General features: G+C 64.4%; 11 protein-coding genes and 1 pseudogene. 2 read left to right on the forward strand and 10 right to left on the reverse strand.

Going from position 1 to position 22,982, the window contains the following annotated elements:
- Positions 1-24 precede the first annotated feature (24 nt).
- The 7 genes and pseudogenes from THIMADRAFT_RS01620 to THIMADRAFT_RS24315 form a co-directional block, all read right to left on the reverse strand.
- Positions 25-336: an antibiotic biosynthesis monooxygenase family protein gene (locus tag THIMADRAFT_RS01620; protein ID WP_233490115.1), complete on the reverse strand. Its 312-nt coding sequence runs from the start codon at positions 334-336 to the stop codon at positions 25-27.
- Positions 333-710: pseudogene (locus THIMADRAFT_RS28470) on the reverse strand (lipocalin family protein); the annotation flags it as partial. The pseudogene THIMADRAFT_RS28470 and the gene THIMADRAFT_RS01620, both read right to left, overlap by 4 nt.
- Before the next feature lie 171 nt (positions 711-881).
- Complete coding sequence (locus THIMADRAFT_RS26365; RefSeq protein ID WP_139052649.1) at positions 882-1,382, reverse strand: hypothetical protein; 501 nt, start codon at positions 1,380-1,382, stop codon at positions 882-884.
- A 345-nt stretch (positions 1,383-1,727) separates the two neighbouring features.
- Positions 1,728-4,265, reverse strand: a complete 2,538-nt coding sequence (locus THIMADRAFT_RS01630) for a carbamoyltransferase HypF (protein WP_007191200.1) — start codon at positions 4,263-4,265, stop codon at positions 1,728-1,730.
- A 1-nt stretch (position 4,266) separates the two neighbouring features.
- Positions 4,267-9,570 carry an AAA family ATPase gene (locus THIMADRAFT_RS01635; RefSeq protein WP_007191201.1) on the reverse strand — a complete coding sequence of 1,768 codons (5,304 nt, stop codon included), beginning with the start codon at positions 9,568-9,570 and terminating at the stop codon, positions 4,267-4,269.
- Complete coding sequence (locus THIMADRAFT_RS01640) at positions 9,567-12,455, reverse strand: lipoxygenase family protein (RefSeq protein ID WP_007191202.1); 2,889 nt, start codon at positions 12,453-12,455, stop codon at positions 9,567-9,569. Before THIMADRAFT_RS01640 ends, THIMADRAFT_RS01635 begins: the two co-directional genes overlap by 4 nt.
- Positions 12,456-12,649: 194 nt before the next feature.
- Positions 12,650-14,227, reverse strand: a complete 1,578-nt coding sequence (locus THIMADRAFT_RS24315) for a Crp/Fnr family transcriptional regulator (RefSeq protein WP_007191203.1) — start codon at positions 14,225-14,227, stop codon at positions 12,650-12,652.
- Positions 14,228-14,627: 400 nt separating this feature from the next.
- Here THIMADRAFT_RS24315 and THIMADRAFT_RS01650 point away from each other — a divergent pair, with 400 nt between their 5' ends.
- Together THIMADRAFT_RS01650 and corA are read left to right on the forward strand one after the other, a co-directional pair.
- Positions 14,628-15,983 carry an OmpP1/FadL family transporter gene (locus THIMADRAFT_RS01650; RefSeq protein ID WP_007191204.1) on the forward strand — a complete coding sequence of 452 codons (1,356 nt, stop codon included), beginning with the start codon at positions 14,628-14,630 and terminating at the stop codon, positions 15,981-15,983.
- Positions 15,984-16,686: 703 nt separating this feature from the next.
- The gene (gene corA, locus THIMADRAFT_RS01655) at positions 16,687-17,763 is read left to right on the forward strand and encodes a magnesium/cobalt transporter CorA (RefSeq protein ID WP_007191206.1); all 1,077 of its coding nucleotides are present in this window, start codon (positions 16,687-16,689) and stop codon (positions 17,761-17,763) included.
- 194 nt (positions 17,764-17,957) lie between these two features.
- Here corA and soeC read toward each other — a convergent pair whose 3' ends face one another.
- The 3 genes from soeC to soeA form a co-directional block, all read right to left on the reverse strand.
- Entirely contained in the window at positions 17,958-18,935 is a 978-nt protein-coding gene (soeC, locus tag THIMADRAFT_RS01660; RefSeq protein ID WP_007191207.1) for a sulfite dehydrogenase subunit SoeC, read from the reverse strand.
- 141 nt (positions 18,936-19,076) lie between these two features.
- Entirely contained in the window at positions 19,077-19,799 is a 723-nt protein-coding gene (soeB, locus tag THIMADRAFT_RS01665) for a sulfite dehydrogenase subunit SoeB (protein ID WP_007191208.1), read from the reverse strand.
- Positions 19,800-19,905: 106 nt separating this feature from the next.
- Positions 19,906-22,809, reverse strand: coding sequence for a sulfite dehydrogenase subunit SoeA (gene soeA, locus THIMADRAFT_RS01670; RefSeq protein WP_007191209.1), 2,904 nt, complete (start codon positions 22,807-22,809; stop codon positions 19,906-19,908).
- Between the last annotated feature and the right edge of the window lie 173 nt (positions 22,810-22,982).

The raw sequence follows: 22,982 nt of genomic DNA on the forward strand, positions 1-22,982 counted from the left end.
CGCCCGACGCTCCGCTCGGCCCGATCAGGATCCGGCGGCCGACTCCTCCAACACCACGTCGAAGAGCTCCAGTACCGGATGACCGGCATAGGTCCCCTGAGGCGCCTTCGCCTGTGCATGGGCCTTGTGGAACGCCTCGGACTCGCGCCACGCATCGAAGTGGCCGCGCGAGGCCCAGGTCGTGTGGGATGCGTACAACGTGGTCTCCTCGTCCTCCGGCCCCTTGAGGAGTCGAAAGGTCACGAACCCCGGCACCTGTGCGAGCCGGGACTGGCGCTCCCGCCAGAGGCGCTCGAAATCCGCCTCGAAACCCCGGTTGATGCGAAAGCGATTCATGGCGATGAACATCGATCTGGTACCCCGCGCTGTGGCTGTAAGGAACGGTTCAAAGACAAGTAAAAACAACGCGACGAGAGGCACCGGTACCCGTTCCCTAACGCTGCCGACGAAGACCCTTCGCCGACCCTCCTCCGGGCCTGCTCATTGCGGCCGGCACAACACCGGGCGGAGGAAAAACTGCCGACATCGGGCGTCGACTGACAATAGGCACGGCCCTGGGCAATCTTCCAAACGTCCTCGGCGGGCTCGTCACCCCGGTTGAGCACGGCAAGACCTCCGTCTTCGCGCCGGCGACAGGTGGCGGTCACCTGTTCCAGACCGCGTTCGACGCGGTGATCCAGACGGGCGATCTCATGCCGGTTGCCGAGGTCGCGCTCGGCGTCGAAGCCCGCACGGGCTCGATACCCTCCGGCACCCCTGTGCGGCCGATAGTCAGCAGGATCGGGAGCATGAGAAGGAGCAAGGGCGGCGACGGGCGAGGATTCATCGCGGGTATACCGGGTCGGGTGACTGTCGGTGTCGTTCGCACGTCCGTCGCGGCATCATACCTCGCTCGGAGGCCGGTCGCTCGATACGTTTTTGGGTCCATGCCGGGGAATCATGATTCCTTCTTCTACAGCCGAAAGAGCAGGCTTATTTCCAACACCGGCTCGCCACACCCTGGCAACATAGGTGCCGGCAGTTGGTTGCCAACCCTGTGGAATAAACTCATACCTCCAATCCGGATGCCCTTCTTCATGCAACTGCACATGGTAATGATTGTCCATATCCCAGCGAGTGATAGTGATAGAAGCAATTCCTTTTGAAGGAGTATCCGAGTCATAGGCGGATATTGCCGAAACGATATTGGGGCCAGCCTGCTTTTCGGAGAATCCTACAACAGCAAGGAAGATGGAAAACATAAGCGGTATCGGATTCCAAAGAAGCACCGAGGCAATGACACCAAGAGCAGCCCCGAGCAAGAACCACTTAGGCATTCGAGCCGCAAGCCTTATGGTTGGCCGCAAATTCTCGATTTGTTGTTCGACCGAGAGCCTTTCCATTCGGGTGGCCTGTCAGTTGATTCGACAAAGTGTCGGCCAAGCGGGATCGGCAGGGCCCGCTGACCCGAGTCGGGACGGATTCCGCCTAGCCGGCGCTTGGGCCTCGCTCGTAAGACCGACCACCCAAAACATCAGTCGCTCGTGACACCCGCTCTGCGGTGTCACGCATGCCCCTGGCGCTCTGCGCCACGTGCCGCGATGGCCGAAGTGACGAGCAAGGCCGGCGCTTGAGCGCCTTTCGGATTCGGCGAAACGCGTACGGGGTCCATACACGACATCCACCCGGTGCGCGCCGGCAGAGGGTCGGCGTTCAAATAAACCTCGCTGATCTTGGCGCTATTCCGCTCAATCGACTGAATCGTTACTAAGAACCCTCGCCGCCGCGACCGCTGCCTGACCCAAGGAGAGACCACCGTCGTTCGCCGGTACCTGTCGCTGCAACAGCACCCGGAGACCGTCCGCCTCGAGCCTGCGCGCGACGGATTCGAGGAGTAGCCGGTTCTGGAAGACGCCGCCCGAGAGTGCGACGGTCGAGATCTCGTGACGTCTCGCTAGATCCCGGGCTAGTGTTCCGAGTGCCGTCGCGAGTCCGACGTGGAAGGCGGCGGCGATCTCCTCGGGCGGACGGCCGCGGGAGATGTCTGCGAGCAGGGCGTCCCAGAGCGGTGCCGGATCCAAGATCTCGCCGGTCGGCACGATCGAGCGGGCGAACGGATAGCCGTCGCCGTCGCCGACCCGGTCCATGGCGACAGCGGCCAACGACTCCAGTGCGATGGCCGCTTGACCTTCGTAGGTCAGCACCTCGCCGCCGACATCCAGTGCCGCGGCGACTGCATCGAAGAGCCGCCCGGCCGAGCTCGAGAGCGGCGCGTTGAGTCCGCGCGCGATCAAGGTCTTCAGGATCCCGAGCGGTTTGGCGTCGAGCCGCTCGATCGGCTCGAGCCCGGCGAAGCGCGCGCGCCACGCCGCCCAACCGCCCGCGCTCTCCAGGTGCGCATAGAGGTTGCGCCAGGGCTCCAGGATCGCGCGTGTCCCGCCGGGCATGGCCACCGGTTTGAGATGAGCGACCCGTTGGAAATCCAGGTAGTCGCCGAGGAGAAACTCGCCGCCCCAGAGTGTGCCGTCGCTGCCGTAGCCGAGTCCGTCGAGCAGGATGCCGAGAACCGGACCGGCATCCAAGGGCCAGCCGTTGTCGGCCAACGTCGAGGCGAGATGGGCATGGTGATGCTGCACCCCGATCAGCGGCACGCCGTCGCGCGCGGCACGGTCGCGCCCGATCAGGCTGGAGCGATAATCCGGGTGCAGATCGACGACGAGCGCCTCGGGGACGACCTGGAAGAGGTCGAGATAGAGGGCGAGGGTCCGCTCGTATTCGCGCGCCGTCTTGGCGTCCTCCAGGTCGCCGAGGTGTTGGGAGAGGATCGCCTGAGCGTCGCGGATCAGACAGAAGGTGTTCTTGAGCTCGCCCCCGAGCGCGAGCAGCGGCGGTGCGGCCTCGAAGCCGGGCGGCAAGGCCAAGGGTGCTGGGGCATAGCCGCGTGCACGCCGCAGCAGACGCGCCTCCCCCGCCATCACCCGAACCACCGAGTCGTCGACCCGATTGAGGATCGCCCGGTCATGCAGCAGCAGGATATCGGCGAGCTGGCCGAGTCGTCCGAGCGCATCGGCGTTGTCGATACACTGCGGCTCTTCGCTCAGATTGCCGCTCGTCATCACCAAGGGCCGATCCCAGTCCGCCAAGAGCAGATGGTGGATCGGACTGTAGGGCAGCATGACCCCCAAGGTCGTCTGACCCGGCGCGACATCCGGCGCCAAGGGCCACGGCGGCGCACCGCGACAACGTAGGATGGGTGGAGCGCAGCGAAACCCATCCTCCAGGCCCGGATGGCCCGATTCGAGATCCGGTAGAGCGCAGCGAAACCCATCAGGCGCAACCGCATCATCCGCCGATGTCTCGACCCGATCCGTCCCGCCCGAATCGAGCCGATCCAAGAGCAGGATCGGCGCGGCCGGAGCCGAGAGCAGCGCCGCATCCTGCCCCGTCACTCGACAATAACCCCGGATCACCTCCAGGTCGCGCGCCATGAGCGCGAGCGGCTTGGCATACCGCCGCTTGCGCCGACGCAGCTCGGCAACCGCATCCGGGTTTGTCGCATCGCACGCGAGATGAAAGCCGCCGATCCCCTTGATGGCCAGGATCCGCCCATCGGCCAGGAACCGGCTCGCCGCGGCGATGGCATCCTCGACACCGAGCACCACCGGATCGAGGGGCTGCCCCGCGGCGTCCTGAAGCCAGACCCCGGGGCCACAGACAGGACACGCATTGGGTTGCGCATGGAAGCGTCGGTCAGCCGGATCCTTGTACTCGGCCGCGCAGTCCGGGCACATGGGAAACGCGGACATGCTGGTCCGGGCACGGTCGTAGGGGATGCCGGCGACGATGCTCAGACGCGGCCCGCAGTGCGTGCAGTTGGTGAAGGGATAGCGATGGCGCCGATCGGCGGGATCCCTGATCTCGGCGACGCAGGCCGCGCAGGTCGCGGCATCGGCGACGATCCCGGTGTGCACGGCGGTCGCCGCGCTCTCCAGGATGACGAAGTCTTGCTGCTGCGCGAGGTCCGCCAACCCCTGCGGATCCGCGATCGGGCGCCGCTCGACCGAATCGATGCGGGCCAGCGGCGGGCATTCCTCGTACAGACGCTTCAGAAACCCGCTCACGCCGGCATCGTCCCCGGCGGCGCTGCCGCGGACCCGAATCAGCACGCCCTCGCCGTCGTTGCGCACATCGCCGCGCAGGCCGCAGGCGCGGGCCAGTCGCCACACGGTGGGGCGAAAGCCCACGCCCTGAACCAAACCGCGGACCCGAATCGACTCGGCGGTCACGCTATTTGAGTCCGATCCTTTCGATCCCATCGCGCGCCGGGCCGGCCGAACAGGCGCGGTTGCGCCCGCAGCGCTCGGTCAAGAGCAGGGGCAGCGGATCGTCCGGCGCAAGGTCTCGACAGCGCCCGAAGGTGCGCGTGGCCTGGTCGTCGTCGCCGGCCCGGTAGAGGCGAAGCCCGTCGGACAATGCCTCCCGGGTTCGCAGCTTCTGCTCCCGCAGGGGCTCGGGATCTGCATCGAAGACCTCGTAAAGACGCACCGGGGCCTCGCGACCGGCCACGGTGACGAGATCGATCTCCCGGATCAGGTAGCGCTCGGGATCGTCGAGCGACGCATAGGTGTTGCCCCCGATCAGCAGACCCAATCCGTAGTGTTTGGTCAGGCCCTCGATGCGGGCGGCCAGGTTGACGGTGTCGCCGACCACGCCGCATTTGAGGCGGTTGGCGGCGCCGATGGTGCCGAAGATCATCTCGCCGGTGGCGATGCCCACACCGATGCGGATCGGCGACTGGCCCTGCAGATCCGGGGTCCGTGCCCAGTCCCCGAGACTGCGCAACATGGCGATGCCGGCACGTATGGACGCATCGGCGCCGCGATCGAACACCGCCATGATGGCGTCGCCGACATAGTTGTCGATGAATCCGCCCTCGGCCAGAACCGCAGGCTCCATCCGCGAGAGATAGGTGTTGATGAACTGGATGGCGTCCACGGGCGCCATGCCCTCGAGGAGCGAGGTGAAGCCGCGGATATCCGAGAAGAGGATGGATGCCTTGGTCAGGACGTGGTCGCCCAGCTTGATATCTCCGATGGACGGACGTCCCAGGGTTTCGAGGAACTGGTGCGGGACGAAGCGGGCGTGGGCGAAGGTCAGCTCGGCTTGGCGCTCCAACGAGCTGCGCAGCGAGTCGTAGAGACGGGCGTTCTCGATGGAGACGGCCGCTTGTGCCCCCAAGGTCTCCACCGTGACGCACCGATCCGCCGAGAAGGCCCCGCGCACGCCGGCATTCTCGAGATAGACCATCCCGACCACGTCGCCCTTCGACAAAAGCGGAACGCAGAGAATCGACAAGGCAGCGTGCGCACGGATGTGCGGATCGGATCGAAAGGTCGGATCCGCACAGGCGTCGTCCATCACCACCCGCTCCCGGGCGCGCCGAACAAAGCTCACCAACCCGGTCGGTATCCCGTGAAGGTCGACCGCCGAACCGTCGGGCAGGAGCCGCACTTCGCCATTGGCATCGCCCACGGCCGCGACCTGTAAGCGGTTCTCGACATCGAGCAGCAAGACGCCGCGGGTCGCACCGGCGTTGATCACCATGGCACGCATGACCTCGGTCACCACGTCGTTGAGCGAGACCTTGCGGGCCAGTGCCGCGGCGGCACGGATGAGGGTTGCGCTGTCGACGATCTGTCCGTGACCGCTGCTGCTCGTGCCCGTCTCGGTCAGGTCGGTCAGCACGCCGGTGCGCGGCTGGACCAGATCGGCGTAGCGCTCGGTCAGAACCTTGGACCAGGCGTTCGCACCCCAGACATCGAAGGCATCGACGGCATCACAGAGATAACCCGCCGCCGCCGTGCGGGCTCCTCGACCAAGATAGAAGCGCGCCGCCCGCTCCAGAAACAAGCCGACATCCTGCAGGGCGCCGGCCCGCCGAGCCGCCGCCACGGCTGCGTCGAAGAGCTCCATCGCGCGGGTCGATCGACCGTCGGCCGCGGCCAACTCGGCCCGCAACAGCAATGCCCGATGGGCGAAGTTGTCGGGGCCGTAGCGGGCCCAGCGCTCGAGCCGACGCGTGAGCCGCCACGCGCGGGTCCGCCGTATCACCGATGTTGCAGCGCCGTCGCTCCCACCCAGCTCGATCAGCGCCAGGGCCTCGTAGAACTGGTAGAAGGGCTCGAACGCCATCGAGACAATGCCGTTCAGATTCGCCCGCATGCCGTGTGCCCGCGCGAGTACCTCGCGAAAATCTTCGCGCATCAGGGCATCGAGCATCCGATACTTGTGGAAATAGGCGAGCGAGGTGGCGTCACGCTGCTCCGTCCAAACGGCGAAGCTCTCGTCTTCGCTCTCCCGCTCGTCGTCGGAGCGATCCGCCACATCCTCCAGACCCCGCATGCGCGCGATGCTGAAACCCGCCATCCGCATGATCCGCCGCGTCTTTTCGTGGCGCGCGCCACCCTCCGCGGCCTGATGACTCTCGAGATAATCCGACACCTTCGCCAGCGGCAGCCCCCCCATGAAGGCGTAGGAGGCATGTCCGTAATGATGGTAGCCGTGATGCTCCAGGTCACCGGCGCTGATCGCCTTCTCGGCCCCTTCCAGAAAGATCGGAAGGGTCTCGACCAAGGGGGCCGACCAGTGCTGGATGAAGCCCGCATAGATCATGAGAATACGGCCTTCGAGATCGCGTGCATCCAGGTCGACGGCGAGCTGCCGTGCCAGATCACCGTAGGCCAGGCCACGCACGGGATCCGCCAAGACGGCGCAATGGAGCATGCCGTAGAGGACATAGGCGTAGGCGGACTCAGGCGCATTGCCGTAGCGAACCGACATCTGAACCATGCGCAGCGCGATCAAAGGCAGCAGATTGGGCGCGCTGAAATAGGCCGGCGGCGCCAGCAGGACCATGATCTGCATGGCGGCAAGCTTACGCGGATCCTGCATCCGAGGCCCCTCCGCCAGGTCAAGAGTGGTGCGGCCCGCGAGACGCAGCTTGGCGCTTGCAAGCTCCGCCAGGACCCGAAGCAGATGCACCCGACGGGGCAGCTTCTCGCCGAGCAGCGCCAGCGCACGCAGACCGACATCGAGCGCCCTGCCGTAGGCCATCCGGGAGGTATGCAGCAAGACCATCAGCCCCAGCACCCGGACCTGGTCCAGCGCCGGGCGCCCGCGGCCGAGCAGGCCCTCGGCGATCTCCTCGGCGAGGTCGGTGCGATCCTGCAGATAGGCCGCCTGTGCCTTTTCAAGCGCGATCTCGAACGCGAGGTCAGGCTCGCGCAGCCAGGCGTCCTCACCCAGCATGGCATCGGCAACGTCCAGATACTGCAGGGCCGCGTCGTAGGCGATGGCGGATTTGGTCAAGCGCGCCGCCTGAAGAGCCAGATCGCGCAGACGCCGGCGCCCGTCGTGATCAAGCCGGCGCTGCCCCGCGATCAGATGGTCAGTGATCTCGGTCAGGCGGCCCACCGCGGCGGGGTCCGGGATCTTCTCGAGCAGCAGGGCACCGATGCGCGCATGGATCTGCTCGCGCAGATCACGCGACAAGAGATCGTGAGCCGCCTGCTGGACCCGGTCGTGTTGAAAACGGTAGCGTCGGAGCAATCCCCGATCGCCGACCTCGTCGTCCGCGCTCAGCAGGATATCGGCCGCGAGTGCCGGGGCGAGCAGCCGCACGATCTCGCTCGGATCGCGCTCGGCGGCCAAGCCCAGGATCTCTGTCTCGAACAGATTGCCGTGGCAGGCCGCGATCTGGACCATCTCGCGGGTCGGCGCGGGCAGCTCCAGGATGCGCTCGATGACCAGATCGGCAACGTTGTCGGTGATCTGCTCCAGATCCACCGCGGCGAGATCCCACTGCCAACGCCAGGTCGCCGAATCGTAGAGGAGCAAACCCTTGCGCTGCAGCGCCCGCAGGAACTGCTGCACGAAGAAGGGATTGCCGCCGGTCTTGGCGACCACCCGAGCCGCCAGACCCTCAACCTCGGCCGGCGGGTGTCCCAAGGCATCGGCCAAGAGCTCGGACACCGCGGCATGCCCGAGCGGCCCCACCTCGATCGCGGGAGGAAGCCCGAGCTTCTCCTCCAGGCTGGCGAACAGCGCGGCGACCGGGTGCCCGGCCCCGATCTCGTTGTCTCTGTAGGCGGTCAGGATCGTCAGATGACGGATCTCGGTGTCGGTCAGGAGCAGCTCGATCAGCGAGCGCGAGGCGCTGTCGGACCACTGAAGGTCATCGATGAAGATCACCAGCGGCGAATCCGCACGCGCCAAGGCGCCCACGAACCGGCGAAACACCAAAGACATGCGGATCTGAGCCTCGTTCAGACCCAGCTTGGCCACCGGCGGCTGAGGGCCGAGCAGGGTCTCGTATCCGGGCAGGAGGTCGAGCACCACGCGGGCGTTCGGGCTGAGCGCATCGAGCAGATGGGCACGCCAGGCATCGACCTGCTCGCTCGTCCCCGCCAGAAGACTGCGCAACAGGGCGTTGAAGGCCTGGACGAAGGGCGCGTAGGGGCGAGCCCGCTCGGTCTGGTCGAACTTGCCTTGAATGAAATGACCGCCGGCGGCGGCGATCGGCGCCACCAGCCGCTCGACCAGCGCGGACTTGCCGATGCCTGACTGGCCGGCGATGCGCAATAGGTTACCGCCGCGCTGGCTCTGGTCGGGGCCCGCCATGAGCCCGGTCAACCGCTCGATCATCGCCTCGCGGCCGTAGAGCCGATCCGGGATACGCAACATGCTCGGCACCGGAACAACGCCGTCGTCCGCACGCTCGACGGCATTGATGAAGTCCGTGGCCGTCTGGAAACGATCCTCCGGGTTCTTGCGGATCAGCCTCATCACCGCGTCCGAGAATGTGAGCGGGATGGCGTCGCAGAGATCGCGGGGGGCCGGCGGGATCTCGGTCAGATGCCGGTGGATCAGGGTCGCGGGGTCCGGGTCGGCGAAGGGAACCCGCCCGGTCAGCAGCTCGTAGAGGAGGATGCCGAAGGCGTAGAGGTCCGCGCGCCAATCGACCTGACGGTTCATGCGGCCGGACTGCTCGGGCGCCATATAGGCCAGCGTGCCCTTCGCCGCGAAGGCGCCGGCGGGCTCCTCGGCGAGGTCGGTGGCCCGAATCGCCAGGCAGTAGTCGATCAGCCGGACCCTGTTGAAGCCTTCGTCGACGATCAGGTTCGACGGCTTGATATCGCGATGCACGATGCCTTGGACCTGGTGAAGGTCGGCCAAGATGCGCGCGAGCTCCACAGCGATACGCGCGACGGTCTCGGGCGGCAGCGGCAAGGTCGTCACCGTATCCAGAGAACGATCGCCTTGATCGTCGGATACCAGCATAGGCCCGTTATCGGTCCTGATCAGGGCGCGTGCCGCGATCTGACCGGGGTGGGTCAGTCCGCGCGTAATGGCGTACTCGTTCTCCAGGCGTGCGATGGCGTCCGGCGTCCAGCGCCGCCCGCTCACCGTCTTGCAGATGACCGCTTGTCCGTCGGCGAGACGGCCTCGATAGACGGTGAAGGTTTGGCCACGGCGAATCGGATCCAGTAATGTCGGTGGAGCCGCTCGAGCGAGGATGGCCGGCTGGATCATGTCACGATACTTTGAGGGACCTGTTTCGGATCCAGATAGGTGTAGGGAACATCGCGGCTGCGGTTGCGCCCCTCGATCTCGAGGCTCAACGCGTGCAGGTCGCGCCGAAAACGTGTGACGATCGGCAGCACCGACTGGGTCCCGGCGAAAAAGGCCGGAGCATAGCGCCCGATCGGCATCTCGGTCCGCCTCGAGAGCAAGCGGACCATGAGGATCTGCGTGGATGCGGTGCGCAGATCGGGCAGCGCACGCTCGAGGTCCCTCTCGCTCCAGCTCAGATCCTTATCCCGCGGCGGCGGCCGATAAAGCGCACCCGGGACGTTCGGAATGAAGCCGAAACAGTCGTACTGGCCATTGTTCACGGCCGCATGGCCCGCGGTGGCCGTGTAGACGATCCGAGTCAAAAACCCGCTCAGCTCGTCGCGGCTGCGAAAACCCGCGTCGCGGCCCGGCATATCCGGGATGTTGCCGCCCCGCGGATCGCGAATCTCGGCGTGGAAGGCCTGCAGCTCGTCGTCATTCACGACATCGTCGTCGCTCGCGTAGAAGTGCGCGACCATCGCGGCGACATAGCCGCGGACAATCGTCCACAGTTTAAGGGCATCGTCGCGCCAGGGATAGTCGGGCAATGCCTCGACATCGTCCACGCCGCGCGCCTTCAGATCGAGCGGGACATCCTGCCCGTCCAGGATCGGGTGATCCCGCCAGGCCCGCGCCATCAGCTCGAAGGCCCCTTTCGAGCCGACGGCCATCGTGGAATCGATGGGACCGCCCGGCGCCAGCAGCTGGGTGCGTGCCGAGGTATTGACCGCCATGGTGTAGGCCAAATGGGGCGTCAGGAGCTTGTTGACGGGGTGCGCATCAGGGAGGGTGCGACGCATGGCGACCTTGAAGAGCTCCACGATCAGATGCGTGCTCAGAAGATGCTCCACCACCTCATGGACTTGGGCGTCGGCGGATTGCGTGAAGGTCTTCACCGCCAGCCAGAGCCCCGGATCGTCCTTCGGGGTAAAGATCGGCCCCGCCTCGGGACGCTGGAAGAGCTGGATGGCAACGGGCATCAATCGTCCCTCGCCGTTGACGTAAAACAGTGCAATGGGATGCGCAAGATACCGGCCGGGCTTGACCGAGATGCCTTCGAGCACCGCGTAGTTGCACCAATAGAGCCGCTTCTTCTCGATCGCCGAGGCCAGTGTCTCGTCCGCGTCGAGCAGGCCGGCGAGGGTCGCATCGGTGACCGGAAAGTTGGCGGGGATCTCGGTGAAGCGGCGAAGCATGCGCGGATTGACACCCGCCACCCGCTGGCGGGCAAACTCCGCATCCTCGCGCCAACGCGCCATCGTCGGCGGCTTGTCGCGAAAGCCCCAGAGCAGAAACCGATAGATGTCGAGACCGTTGCGCTTGGCGAGCCAGTTCTCGATCCGGCTCAACGCCAAGGCCAGGTAGGAGACCCCGACGATCCGGTAGATGCGGCCCTGGATATAGCGGCTATAGCGGTCGGCTTTCGGCAGCTCGCGCACGAAAGGCGGCAGTGGGACCGGAACGGTCTTGCGATCCTCGGGCTCGGGCTCGTAGATCTTGAAGACCCGGCGATACCAGGGCGGCGGCTCCCAGGGGGGCCGCTCGCCGGTCGGCTCGACCTGGATATAGCCGTGCAGGTATTGATAGACGCCGCGTGCCTTCTCGAGCTGCTCCCTGCGCTCTTCGCGCCGCTCGGGCGTGTCGTGTTGCGGGAGACAGGGCCGCCTGTAGACATCGTCGGAGACGACGGACGAGACGGTCTCGTCGGCGTAGGCATCGGCAGGCTCGCTGCGCTCGTCGGGGATCCGCGGCGGCTGGCCGCGCAGGCGATACATCAAGAGCCGCGCACGTCGCGGCCACCACCCGGCCAAACGCAGATAGTCGATGGACGGACCGTCTCTGAAGCACCGGGCGGGGATGGTCTGCAACACCGTCTGCGGCAGGTGACGCAGGCTGAACAGGCATTCGTTGCCCTCGGTGTCCTCGAGCGCCTCGGTGATGGTCACCTCGGCGAGATCCCGCCAAGGACAGTCGTCTTCGTTCCAGGGATAGAGCGAGGAGAGCTCGTAGTCCCGATCATCCGAATCGCGCCACTCGAGGAGCTGGATCTGGAACCGGTAACGCACATGTTGCTTGTCGAGACGCCTTCGATACGCGTCCTTGAGGTAATTTCGCCCTCGCCGCTCGTTCGGTTGCGCCTCTTGGAACCAAGGCGTCTGCAGATCGCCCTCGTCCGGGATCCCGTCCCGCTCCGGCGTCTCGTCCCAGGGGATCAGTCGAAACTTCGCATAGCGTTCGACCGCGTCTTCGGCGATGAAGCGCAAGGGGATTTGAGAATAGTAATAGAGGTTTGCAAAGCTCGACGGATCGCGACGCAAGGCATCGCGCACGTTCATGTAGCAGCGTGGATGTCGCTTGAAATAGCCGATCAAATGGGCGCGTCCTCCACGAATACGCGCAAGCGTAAACTGGAAAAACGTATCCATATTCCAGAACGGCGTGCTGTTGCCGTTGTTCATCAGCATGTCGAAGGGACTCTCGACGGCCTCGTCCGCAAACTTCACCGAGGCGCCGCGCACCACCAGAGCGGCATCGTCGAGGAAACTCACGGAGGCATGCCGAAGCCGACACGGAAACACCTTGCCCGGCGTGAAGAATCCGTTGGGCGGCAGATCCACATCCGCGAGGATCCTCGCCTGCCCCCGAACCACGAGCCCGTTCTCATGGCTCATACGCTGGCGGGTGACGATGGAGTTGAGCGTAATGAGGGTGATGATGATGGGCCGCAGCAGGACCATGAAGAACCGACTGCGCAGAAAACGCTCCCAGTACAGAAATCCATAATCACGGATAGCGTCGATCATGTCATCCCCCGGTGTCGTTTGGCCGAATCATGGTCGTGCTCGCCAGAGTCCGATGCTCCCGATTCCGAGATGTCCGCTTCAACGCTCGCCGGGATGAAAGCCTCTATCGAGGATGCCGTCGCGCACATCGGGTCGGGAAGTGCCGCGCAGACGGCGACCCGAGAACGGCGACGCCTCGGCAAGGTCTCGGGCGCTCACCAGCGCTCCGGCAGTTTGCGGTGAATGACGACGCGCTTGCCTTCGAGCGCGATGTAGCCGCCGGCCTTCAGATCCTTGAGGATTCGGCTGATCATCTCGCGGGAGGCGCCGACCAGTGCGGCGAGATCGCGTTGGGTGAGCGAGTCGGTGATGAGGCGACCGTTCTCCTCGACGGCGCGCCCCTGGAGCGTATCCGCAAGACGGCTGTAGACATCGCGTAGGGCGAGGCGCTCGACCTCCTCGGTCAGCTTTCTCACCCGTGCGGCCAGCGCACCGATCAGATGCAGCGCAACGCCGGGGCGCGAGATCAGAAATGCCTGAAACGCCGCCTTCGGAATGACGAGGAAACGCGACGGCGTGACGGTCATCACGGATGCCGAGCGCGTGGAATCCTCGATCAGGGCGAGCTCGCCGAGATAATCCCCTGGACCGAGCTCGTTGAGCACGATCTCCTTGCCGTTGTCGTCGGCGGAGAAGACCTTCACCCGGCCCGAGAGCAAGACATAGAGGGCGCTGGCCTCGTCGCCCTTCTGCATCACCACCGTGTTGGCGCGATAGGTCCGCATTGCGGCCTGATCGATGAGGTCGCCGATACGATCGATCCCGAGCTCCGCAAATAGCGGGATCTGCAACAGAATGTCGCGTGTTTCTTGGTTCATCATCGCTCTTTCCTGCATTCGGCCCGACAGTGCCTCGACAACGGATCGCCGCAGACGATTGAAATTCGGCTCGAAGAAGCCGGAGACCAAGAATCCCCCGGATTGTTGATCCAGAAAGGCCAGCTTCTCCGCCGGACCGACATCACGCCCTCCATTCTCTCGGACCAGACGCTGTTGACACAACATGCCGTAATCGTCGGTCAAGGCGACCGAGGGCAGCAAATCGGCCTCCGCAAGCACCACCGCCTCCACGGCCAGATCCGGGTCGGTCGCGAGACGTCGCAGCAGACTCGCCTCGCCCGCCCCGTCCGGCGGAGCCTCGGGCGGCGGGCCCGCAAGATGTAGGAAACGAAAACAGGAACGCGCATAGGGCACACCCGCCCTCACCTCGGTGGCAAGGACGATCGCGCCGATTCGCTCGATCTCCTCGGGCGCAACGCCGGCTCGCGCGAGAAAAGGCCCCGCCGCGGCAATCGCTAAACGCTCCAAGCGGAAGGACTCACCGTCATTGGTGGTGCCGTCGTGACGAAAATCATGCACGAGCGCGGCGACCACGACCCGCGCCAAACGCTCGCCCGAAAGACCTGCCTGCTGCCCGAGGAACAGACTGCAGAGAACGACCTCGCAGATGTGCTGGCTGTTGTGATACGCATTGTGCACTTGTCCCGCAACCCCGCGATCGATCTCGGCGGCGATGCAGGCACCGGCCGTGACCAATGGGTCACGCGGATCGAGCCCAAGCCTGGCTCCAACGGCCTCGAAGACCTCGGTAGTCGGCCGATCGAGCGCGTCGACCGCCCGAAAACAGGCCACGATCTGATCCGCGACGACGCCGGGCGAGGCCGACGGCGGCAAGACGAAGGGCGCTTTCGAGACGTCGGGAAAGAGGGCCTTCGTCGCACCGGGCGCCGTCACGCCCGAGGGCTCCGCGGCGAAACGCGATCGGACCGAGCCGCACCTCGGCGCGGCGCGATTCGATCGGACCGTATGGTGCGCCCGCAGGTCGAACCGATCGCCGGAGTCGTAAACACCAGACGTATCCTTAAGGGTCTCCGAACAAGCATCGTTGCCTCCGAACGAAGCGCAAACAGCGAAACAGCGATCAGATCAATCCGACCTCGCCGCATTCTAGCCACGACAGATCGCGACCGCGAGCCCGAATAACATTATTTAATCAATGGAATAAGGCGCCGAAGTGCATTCCGCGGCGCCCTTCATCGACAGTGCAAGTCGGCGATTTCGGCAGGCGACGAGCCCAGGCGAGAATCGCTATGATGGCGCCCGAGCCGTCCAACTCCATCGCCGGATGAACCCCATGCCCATCACCGATCCTTGTCGTCGAAAGCGGTTGCCCGCGTCCGTGCTCCTGCTGGTCGCAACAAACCTGATCGGCCTATCCTCGAGCGCTTTGGCCGGCGGGTTCTACGTCCCGATGAAGGGGGCCGCCGCGACCGGTTCGGCAAATGTCGGCCTCGCCTCGGCGGCACGCGACGGCAGCACGCTTTTTTACAACCCGGCCGGCATGACGCAGCTCGGCGGCCTCTTCGTCGACATCGGCGTGGATGCGATCAATGCCGACATCGCCGTCGATAACCGCGGCTCTCAGGCCCGCACGCTCGGCAGCGCAGGCCAAGACGCTCTCTATGCCGGAGCTCGAGGCCACGGCGAGGGTTGGATTCCGGTGCCCAATCTCTTTCTCGGGACGCCGATCATGGATGGGCGGATCTGGGTCGGACTCGCCGTCACCTCGCCGTTCGGGCTTGCATTGGATTACGGCCCGGACTGGTTCGGTCGATACGACTCCTACGACAACAGCATCAAGACCCTCGACATCGCCCCGACGCTCGCCTATCGGATCAACGACGCTTGGTCCATCGGGGGCGGCATCGACGTTCAGTATGCGGATGCGGAGCTGATCAGCGCCCTGCCCGACCCGCTTAACCCCGGCGGACCGACCCCCGGCTCGGACGGACGCTCCAAGCTGACCGGCGACGGATGGGATACCGGATTCAACATCGGCCTGCTCTATCAGCCGAGCGAGCAAACCCGCGTCGGGCTGCATTATCGATCCGGTATGCACCACACCCTGAAGGGCAGCGCCGAGGTCTCCGGCCTGCACGGGCCCTTGGCCGCGGCGAATGGACGCTTCAACACACGGACCGGGCTCGACCTGCCCGACATTTTGACCCTCAGCCTCACCCGGGCCGTGACCCCGCGCCTGACGCTGGCCGGCGAGGTGCAGTGGTTCGGCTGGGATGCGTTCGACGAGATCCGGGTCAGGTTCGCGAACGGCAGTCCCGATCTGGTCCGTCCCCAAGGCTTCGAGAACACCTACACGGTCGGCCTGGCCGCCGAGTACGCACTCCACGCGCGCTGGACGCTGCGCGGCGGCATCCAATACGACGAATCTCCGACCACCGATTTATTGCGCAACACCAGCATTCCGGACAGCGATCTGCTGTGGCTCGGTGTCGGTGCAAGCTACCGCGTCTCCGAGCAACTCCGCCTGGATGTCGGCTATGCGTACGGTCGCTTCGCGCGTGCGGACATCGATCTGACACTGCCCTTCTATGCCGGATCGCCGCTCGAGAGCAGCGTCGAGGTTCGCGGTGAAACGGACAGTCACGTGGATGTGCTGTCCCTTTCGGTGAGCTACCGCTTCGGGGGTTGAATCGCGTCCTGCCGGGCATTCGGTGGTCTCGGGTCGATCGGGCCTTGGCCCCGACTTCGAGCGCCGTGCCTGCCGCGATTCAACCCGGAGATCACCGAACCCCGCGCCTGCGGTAAACGTCCGCGGGGGCGTGGCGCCCCTAGCGGGGTCGCTCAGCTCGACGGCCCACTTCTCGTCCCGCGCCGGGTCCAGTCACCGGAGTCCGCGACCGGGACACCGCGCGTACTCTCCGGGCTGCCGCGCATACCCCGTCTCGGTCCCTCGTTGGATGTTCCGGCGGTCGCGGACTGCCGGGGCCCGCCGACCGGCCTCACGCCACGTCTGGTCCAACCCTCTGCCGAACCGACGGACGTCGTCGCGGCAGAGACCGGCTCGCGCGATCCGACCCCGGTATCGAAGACCGCGACGGTTGCTGCAATGCCCGTGGCGGCGGCGACGAGAACGGCGACAAGTGGCATGGACATGATGGTAGCCTCCGGTGAATGCTTCTTCTGGTATCCCCGATAAGCCGGGGAGGTTCGAGGCACTTGGCCTCGGGAACCAGATTAGACGCCCGCCCCCGCCGGAACACGTGCGCAAGACAGACCGAAAGTGTGTGGAATTCACCGAGGCAAAAGGCCTGCCGCGCCTCGGACGACGACGGGCTATACCGACGTCGACTCTCTATCCTATCCTCGGGCTCCAACCCACGAGGAATCGCCGTATGGCCCGCAAGAAGCTGCTCAGAAAGCGTCCGCATCGCAAGATCGGGGCACCGCCAGGGACACTGGTGCATGTCGGAGAGCCGAGTCAGGAGCCCATTACCTTCGATGTCGTGGCTTACGATGCCGAGCACTTCTCCGAGGTGACCTTCGGCATCGGGGAGGTCGAGCGCTGCTGCGGATTCGGCAAGACGCGGACCGTCTCCTGGATCAACATCAACGGGATCCATGAGGTCGCACACATCAAGACCATGGGTGACTGTTTCGGCCTTCACCCTTTGGTTCTCGAAGACATCCTCAACAGCGATCACAGGCCGAAGCTCGACGACTACGACGACTACCTGTTTCTGGTGCTGAAGATTCCGTTTTACGAGAAGGAGGGAGGATTCCGGGTCGAGCAGGTAAGTCTGATCCTTGGACCCAATTTCGTCCTTTCATTCCAAGAAAAGAGCGGTGCGGTCTTCAAGGGAATACGCGATCGATTGAGAAGCGGAAAGGTTCGTGGGCGCGCGATGGGAGCGGATTATCTGGCTTATGCGCTGATCGATGTCGTGGTCGACCGCTACTTCACGGCGTTGGAGAACATCGGCGACGACATCGAGGAGCTCGAGCAGGCGCTATTCGCGTCCCCGGACACCGACACATTGGAGTCGATCCATAACTTCAAGCATGAAATGATTCAGCTCCGCAAGTCCGTCTGGCCGCTACGCGAGCTGATCGGCAGTCTACAACGCGGGGATTCGAAGCTGGTCGGAGAGACCACACGGGTCTTCCTGCGGGATGTCTACGATCACACGATCCAAGTGGTCGAAACGGTGGAGACCTTTCGCGACATCATCTCCGGGATGCTCGATCTCTATCTATCGGGCATCAGCTATCGCACGAACGAAGTCATGAAGGTCTTGACCATCACGGCGACCATCTTCATCCCCTTGACTTTCTTGGCCGGCATCTACGGCATGAACTTCGAGTATATGCCGGAGCTCAAGTGGCACTGGGGCTATTTCGGCCTCTTGGGGCTGATGCTGATCCTGGCCGTGGGAATGCTGGTGTTCTTCCGCATCAAACGTTGGTTCTAAACCGCGTCCGGAGCGAGATGCTCGCGTTCGGGTAAGCTCGAGGTTTGATGCATCCATCGCCCTTAGCGGGGACGCGGTTTAAGAGTTTTATACTTTCTAAATCTTAAACCACGGCTCGGCACCGCGGATCCAGAAGCGATCGGGGCGACTTGAGTCGCCCCCGATTCAGCCCGGTTGCCGAGGCGAGTCTCCCGTCAGGAGATGCTCTGATAGTAGAGATTCTGCGGATGCTTGGCCTCGGCGAAGAAATACCAGCGCTCGGCGATGAGCCCGAGATACTGGACCACGAAGGCAAGGATCGGGAGGGTTGTCGATTCGATCGCGTAGGCGGCAACGATCAAGAGGATCGGAATCGGAAAGACCAGGACCAGGAAGGTATTGCGAATGAACCGCACGGTCGCCGGACTGCGTCCGTGAAAGAACTCGCGCGTATTGAAGCTGCCGCCCATCGCGCCTTGCGCCTTTTGGACGACAGCGGTGTGGCGCACGCCGATGGCGGTCTGCACGCTGCTCTTGTGCTTGAGCCGGGCGTTGCGCATGAGATGGGCGCCGCGAGAGACGAATGCAGCCAAGGTCAGTACGACCGCCCAAGTACCGAAGAAAGGCACCAGGGGATTGCCGATGTAGGCCGAGTAGGCAGCGGCCAGCATGAACCCGGAAGCCAGGCCCAAGAGCGTGAAGTTGGCGACTGTAAAGGTCGAATGCCATTCCTCGAGGAATTTGACGCTTGCGTAGATCATTGCCGTGGAGACGAAGAGCGCGAAGGAGGCGATCGTCCCGAGCAGCCCCACGAGCAGGGTAGCGTCCACGCCGAGCGACTCGCCGATGCGGAACCAGGGCTGTGTCCAGTGCATCAAGTGCGCAACACTGTAGGCGAATACCAGTGCCATCAGGATCGGCAGAATGATGACCTCGCGCGACAACCAAGAGGTTCTCCACATGGCGGCGGAGCGCCAAGCCCGTTCCGGACGGCCGAGGTGGAAGAAGGATGCACCGAGGCCGATCACCAGCAGAAGGAGTGCGACCAGGCTTCCGATCGCGTAGAACTGATCCTCTTGCGTCGGGAGAAATCGGGCGAGTGCATAGAGTTGACCGGTAAACATGGCCAGAAACAGACCCTGACCGGCGCCGAGCAGCGTGGTCAGAAAGATGACGGAGAATGCGGGGTGCATGGGTGGATGCCTTTGTCCTGTAACCAATGTCCTGTAACGAATGTCGCGTCGGCGAGTCGGATTCATCCGGATCGGCTCGAAGCGCGAAGACGGGTGTCGTTGTGCTCGATCCCTCTTGCGCGCTTGGATCCGCGGGCATCCCTACCAGGCCACGTCGTCCAAGGTCTCCTCACCCGTGTAGGTGGTGAGATCCTCTTTGCGTAATGGGTTGTCGACACGTGTCAGCTCTTCCGGACTGATGTACATCCGGTTCTTCTGACGCGGCAGGTAATGATTAGCCGGCTTGGTGCCCCATTCGGGCATCAACTGATAACCGCCGCGCTCGCGGATCGCCACCGAGACCTCCGAGTCCGGGTCGTGGACGTCGCCGTAGAGACGCGCACTGGTCGGACAGGCCAGAACACAGGCCGGCTGACGATCCCGATCGGACAGGGTGGCATCGGTGATGCGGTCGATGCAGAGGGTGCATTTCTTCATCACCTTCTCTTGCTCGTCCAACTCGCGCGCACCGTAGGGACAGGCCCACGAGCAGTATTTGCAGCCGATGCACTTGTCGTAATCGACCAGCACGACGCCGTTGTCGGCCCGTTTGTGCGAGGCACCGGTGGGGCAGACCGGGACGCAGGGAGGCTCCTCGCAATGCAGGCAGCTTTTGGGGAAATGGACCGTTTCGGTATTCGGGAAGACACCGACCTCGAAGGTCTGCACCCGATTGAAGAAGGTGCCCGTCGGACTGCCGTCATAGGGGTTTTGGTCCACCATCGGGCCTGCCCAGCCGGAGGTGTTCCACTCCTTGCAGGACGTCACGCAGGCATGGCAACCGACGCACACATTCAGGTCGATGACCAGGGCGAGTTGAGTCATGTGTAAATCTCTCCGTTGTCGGCCGTCAGCCGCGGGGTCGGATGTCGGCTTGCGAGCCGACGATGCATCTCATCGCCGGGCCCGAACCAACCGCTGAGGGCCGAAGCTACTTCTTCCCGAACACGCCAGCCATATAGGCCTGCCACTTGCCACGCTGCTTCTCCTGTCCGGGCAGTCGCGGCATGGCATCGAACTGGGGCGAAGTCACCCGCGGCTCGTCCGGACCGGCCTTGTAGACGCGGACCCGGACATCGAACCAAGCGGCCTGACCCGTCACCGGATCCGAGTTGGAGAGATGCTCGCCTGCCGGGCTCGGCGGAAGCTCCTCGGCGATCAGGTGGTTGAGCAGGAAGCCCTTGCGCGATTCGTCCGCGTTGCTCCCGAGCCCCCAAGCGCCGTTGGCCTTGCCGATCGCGTTCCAGGTCCAGACCGTGCCGGGCTCGACCGCCTCGGAGAAGCGACACATGCAGCGAACCTTGCTCAGCGTCGACTCGACCCAAATCCAGTCACCGTCGGCGAAGCCGTGCTTCTTGCCGACGAGCGGGTTGACGAAGAGATAGTTGTGGCTGTGGATCTGACGCAGCCAGGCGTTCTGGCTATCCCAGCTGTGGTACATGGCCATCGGACGCTGGGTGAGCGCGTTCAAGGGGTAGCGCAGGGTGTCGACCAGTTGGTCTTCCAGCGGGCGATGGAAGAACGGCAAGGGATCGAAGTAGGTCTCGACGCGCTCGCGCAAGCGATCCGGCGGCTGGCGTCCGGGCCACTTGCCCTGCGCGGCCAGTCGGAACTTCTGCAGGACCTCGGAATAGAGATGGATGGTGATGGGCTCGGCATACCGGACCATGCCGTGGGCGCGCGCCCAGTGCAGATAGCCCTTGTTCCAGTTGCGCATGTACTGGTAGCTGGGCGGCAGCTCGTGATGGAAGACGCAGCCGTTCTTGGCGTACATCTCCCACTGCTTCGGGTTGGGCTCGCCCTTGAGCACCTGATCGCCGTCCTTGCCGCGCCAGCCGGCCAGAAAGCCGATGCCGGAGCCCGGGGATGTCTCGTAGTTGACGATGAAGTCGGGATAGTCACGGAACTTGCGTTCCCCTTCCGCGGTGACGAAGGCCGGCAGCTTCAGGCGCGATCCCAGCTCGATGATGACGTCCTGGAAGGGCTTGCACTCGCCTTTCGGCGGCAGCACCGGGATGCGCACCGCATCGACCGGGCCGTCGAACTCGGAGATCGGGCGGTCGAGCATTGAGAGCGCATCGTGGCGCTCCAGATAGCTGGTATCGGGCAGCACCAGGTCGGCGAAGGCGACGGTCTCGGAGGAGAAGGTGTCGCAGACGACGATGAAGGGGATCTTGTATTTCCCCTCGACATCCTTGTCCACCAGCATCTTGCGCGTCTCGCTGGTGTTCATCGAGGAGTTCCACGCCATGTTGGCCATGAAGAGGAACAGGGTATCGATCGGATAGGGATCGCCGCGCCAGGCGTTGGTGATGACGTTGTGCATCAGGCCGTGGACCGAGAGCGGATACTCCCAGGAGAAGGCCTTGTCGATGCGCACCGGTCCGCCTTCGGCGTCGACGAACAGATCCTCGGGCTTGGCGGGCCAGCCGAGCGGCATGCCGTCGAGCGGCGTGTTGGGCTGAACGGCCTCGGGTCCGTGCGGCGGCTTGGCACAGGGCGGGATCGGGCGCGGGAAAGGCGCCTTGTGGCGGAAACCGCCGGGCCGGTCGATGGTGCCGAGCAGGGTCATGAGCACGCCGAGCGCGCGGATGGTTTGAAACCCGTTGGAATGGGCCGCCATCCCGCGCATGGCATGGAAAGCGACCGGGTTGCCGGTCACCGAGGGGTGCTCGACGTCCCAGCAGTCGGTCCAGGGAATCGGCAGCTCGATCTTCTGATCGCGCGCGGTGACGCCCATCTCGTGCGCGAGACGCCGGATGGTGTCGGCCGGAATACCGGTGATCTCGGCGGCCCACTCGGGCGTACAAGGTTCCAGCCGCTCCTTGAGGAGCTGGAACGCCGGCTTGACCGGGATCCCGTCGTCCATGTCGAGCTTGTAGCTGCCCATCAGACGCGGATCGGCACCCGGGGTGTGGGTGCTGATGGGGCCGTCGATGTTGCGGTCCCACCAGAGTTTGTTCTCCGGATCGAAGCAGCCCTCCTCCACATGCATCTCGGCGCGATAGAAGAGGCCGTGATCGTCGCGCGACGGATCGTCGATGACCAGCTCGGCGGAGTTCGTGTAGCGCACCAGGAAATCGCGATCGAAGAGACCCTGCTTGAGGATCTCGTGCGAGATGGCCATCAGCAAGGCACCGTCGGTGCCCGGCTTGATCGGCACCCACTCGTCGGCGATCGCCGAGTAGCCGGTACGGATCGGGTTGACCGAGATGAAGCGCCCGCCGCGTCGTTTGAACTCGGAGATGGCGATCTTCAGCGGGTTGGAATGGTGATCCTCGGCGGTGCCGATCATCACGAAGAGTTTGGCGCGATCCAGATCCGGTCCGCCGAACTCCCAGAAGGAGCCGCCGATGGTATAGATCATGCCCGCGGCCATGTTGACCGAGCAGAAGCCGCCGTGTGCGGCATAGTTCGGGGTGCCGAACTGTTTGGCGAAGAGACCCGTGAGGGCCTGCATCTGATCTCGACCGGTGAAGAGTGCGAACTTTTTCGGATCCTCCGCACGCAGGCGCCCGAGGCGCTCCTCCAGCATCGCGAAGGCTTCATCCCAGGAGATCGTCTCGAACTCGGAGGCACCCCGCTCCGCTCCCGCCTTGCGGCGCAGCGGCTTGGTGATGCGCCCCGGCGAGTACTGCTTCATGATCCCGGAGCTGCCCTTGGCGCAGATCACCCCTTTGTTCAGCGGATGATTCGGATTGCCGTCGATATAGCGGACCTCGCCGTCGCGCATGTGGACTCGGATGCCGCAACGGCATGCACACATGTAGCAGGTGGTTTCCTTGACCTCGACTCGCCCGACCGTGCTGTCGGAGTGAGCAATGGGATCCTGCATGTGAGCACCTTTATGCGAGGTAATGAGCCAGACGATTACCGCATTCTAATATTGCGGATGTCTATGTTTCAAACTTGATGCCAGCCCGGGAAATGGGTGACCAAGGGGGACCGAGCGCACAAGCGCCCCGTGAGCGGACCGGCTGTCGACGTGATGAGGAGGCGATCGTGCGT

Origin of the sequence: Thiocapsa marina 5811 (assembly GCF_000223985.1) — a bacterium.
Lineage (GTDB): Bacteria > Pseudomonadota > Gammaproteobacteria > Chromatiales > Chromatiaceae > Thiocapsa > Thiocapsa marina.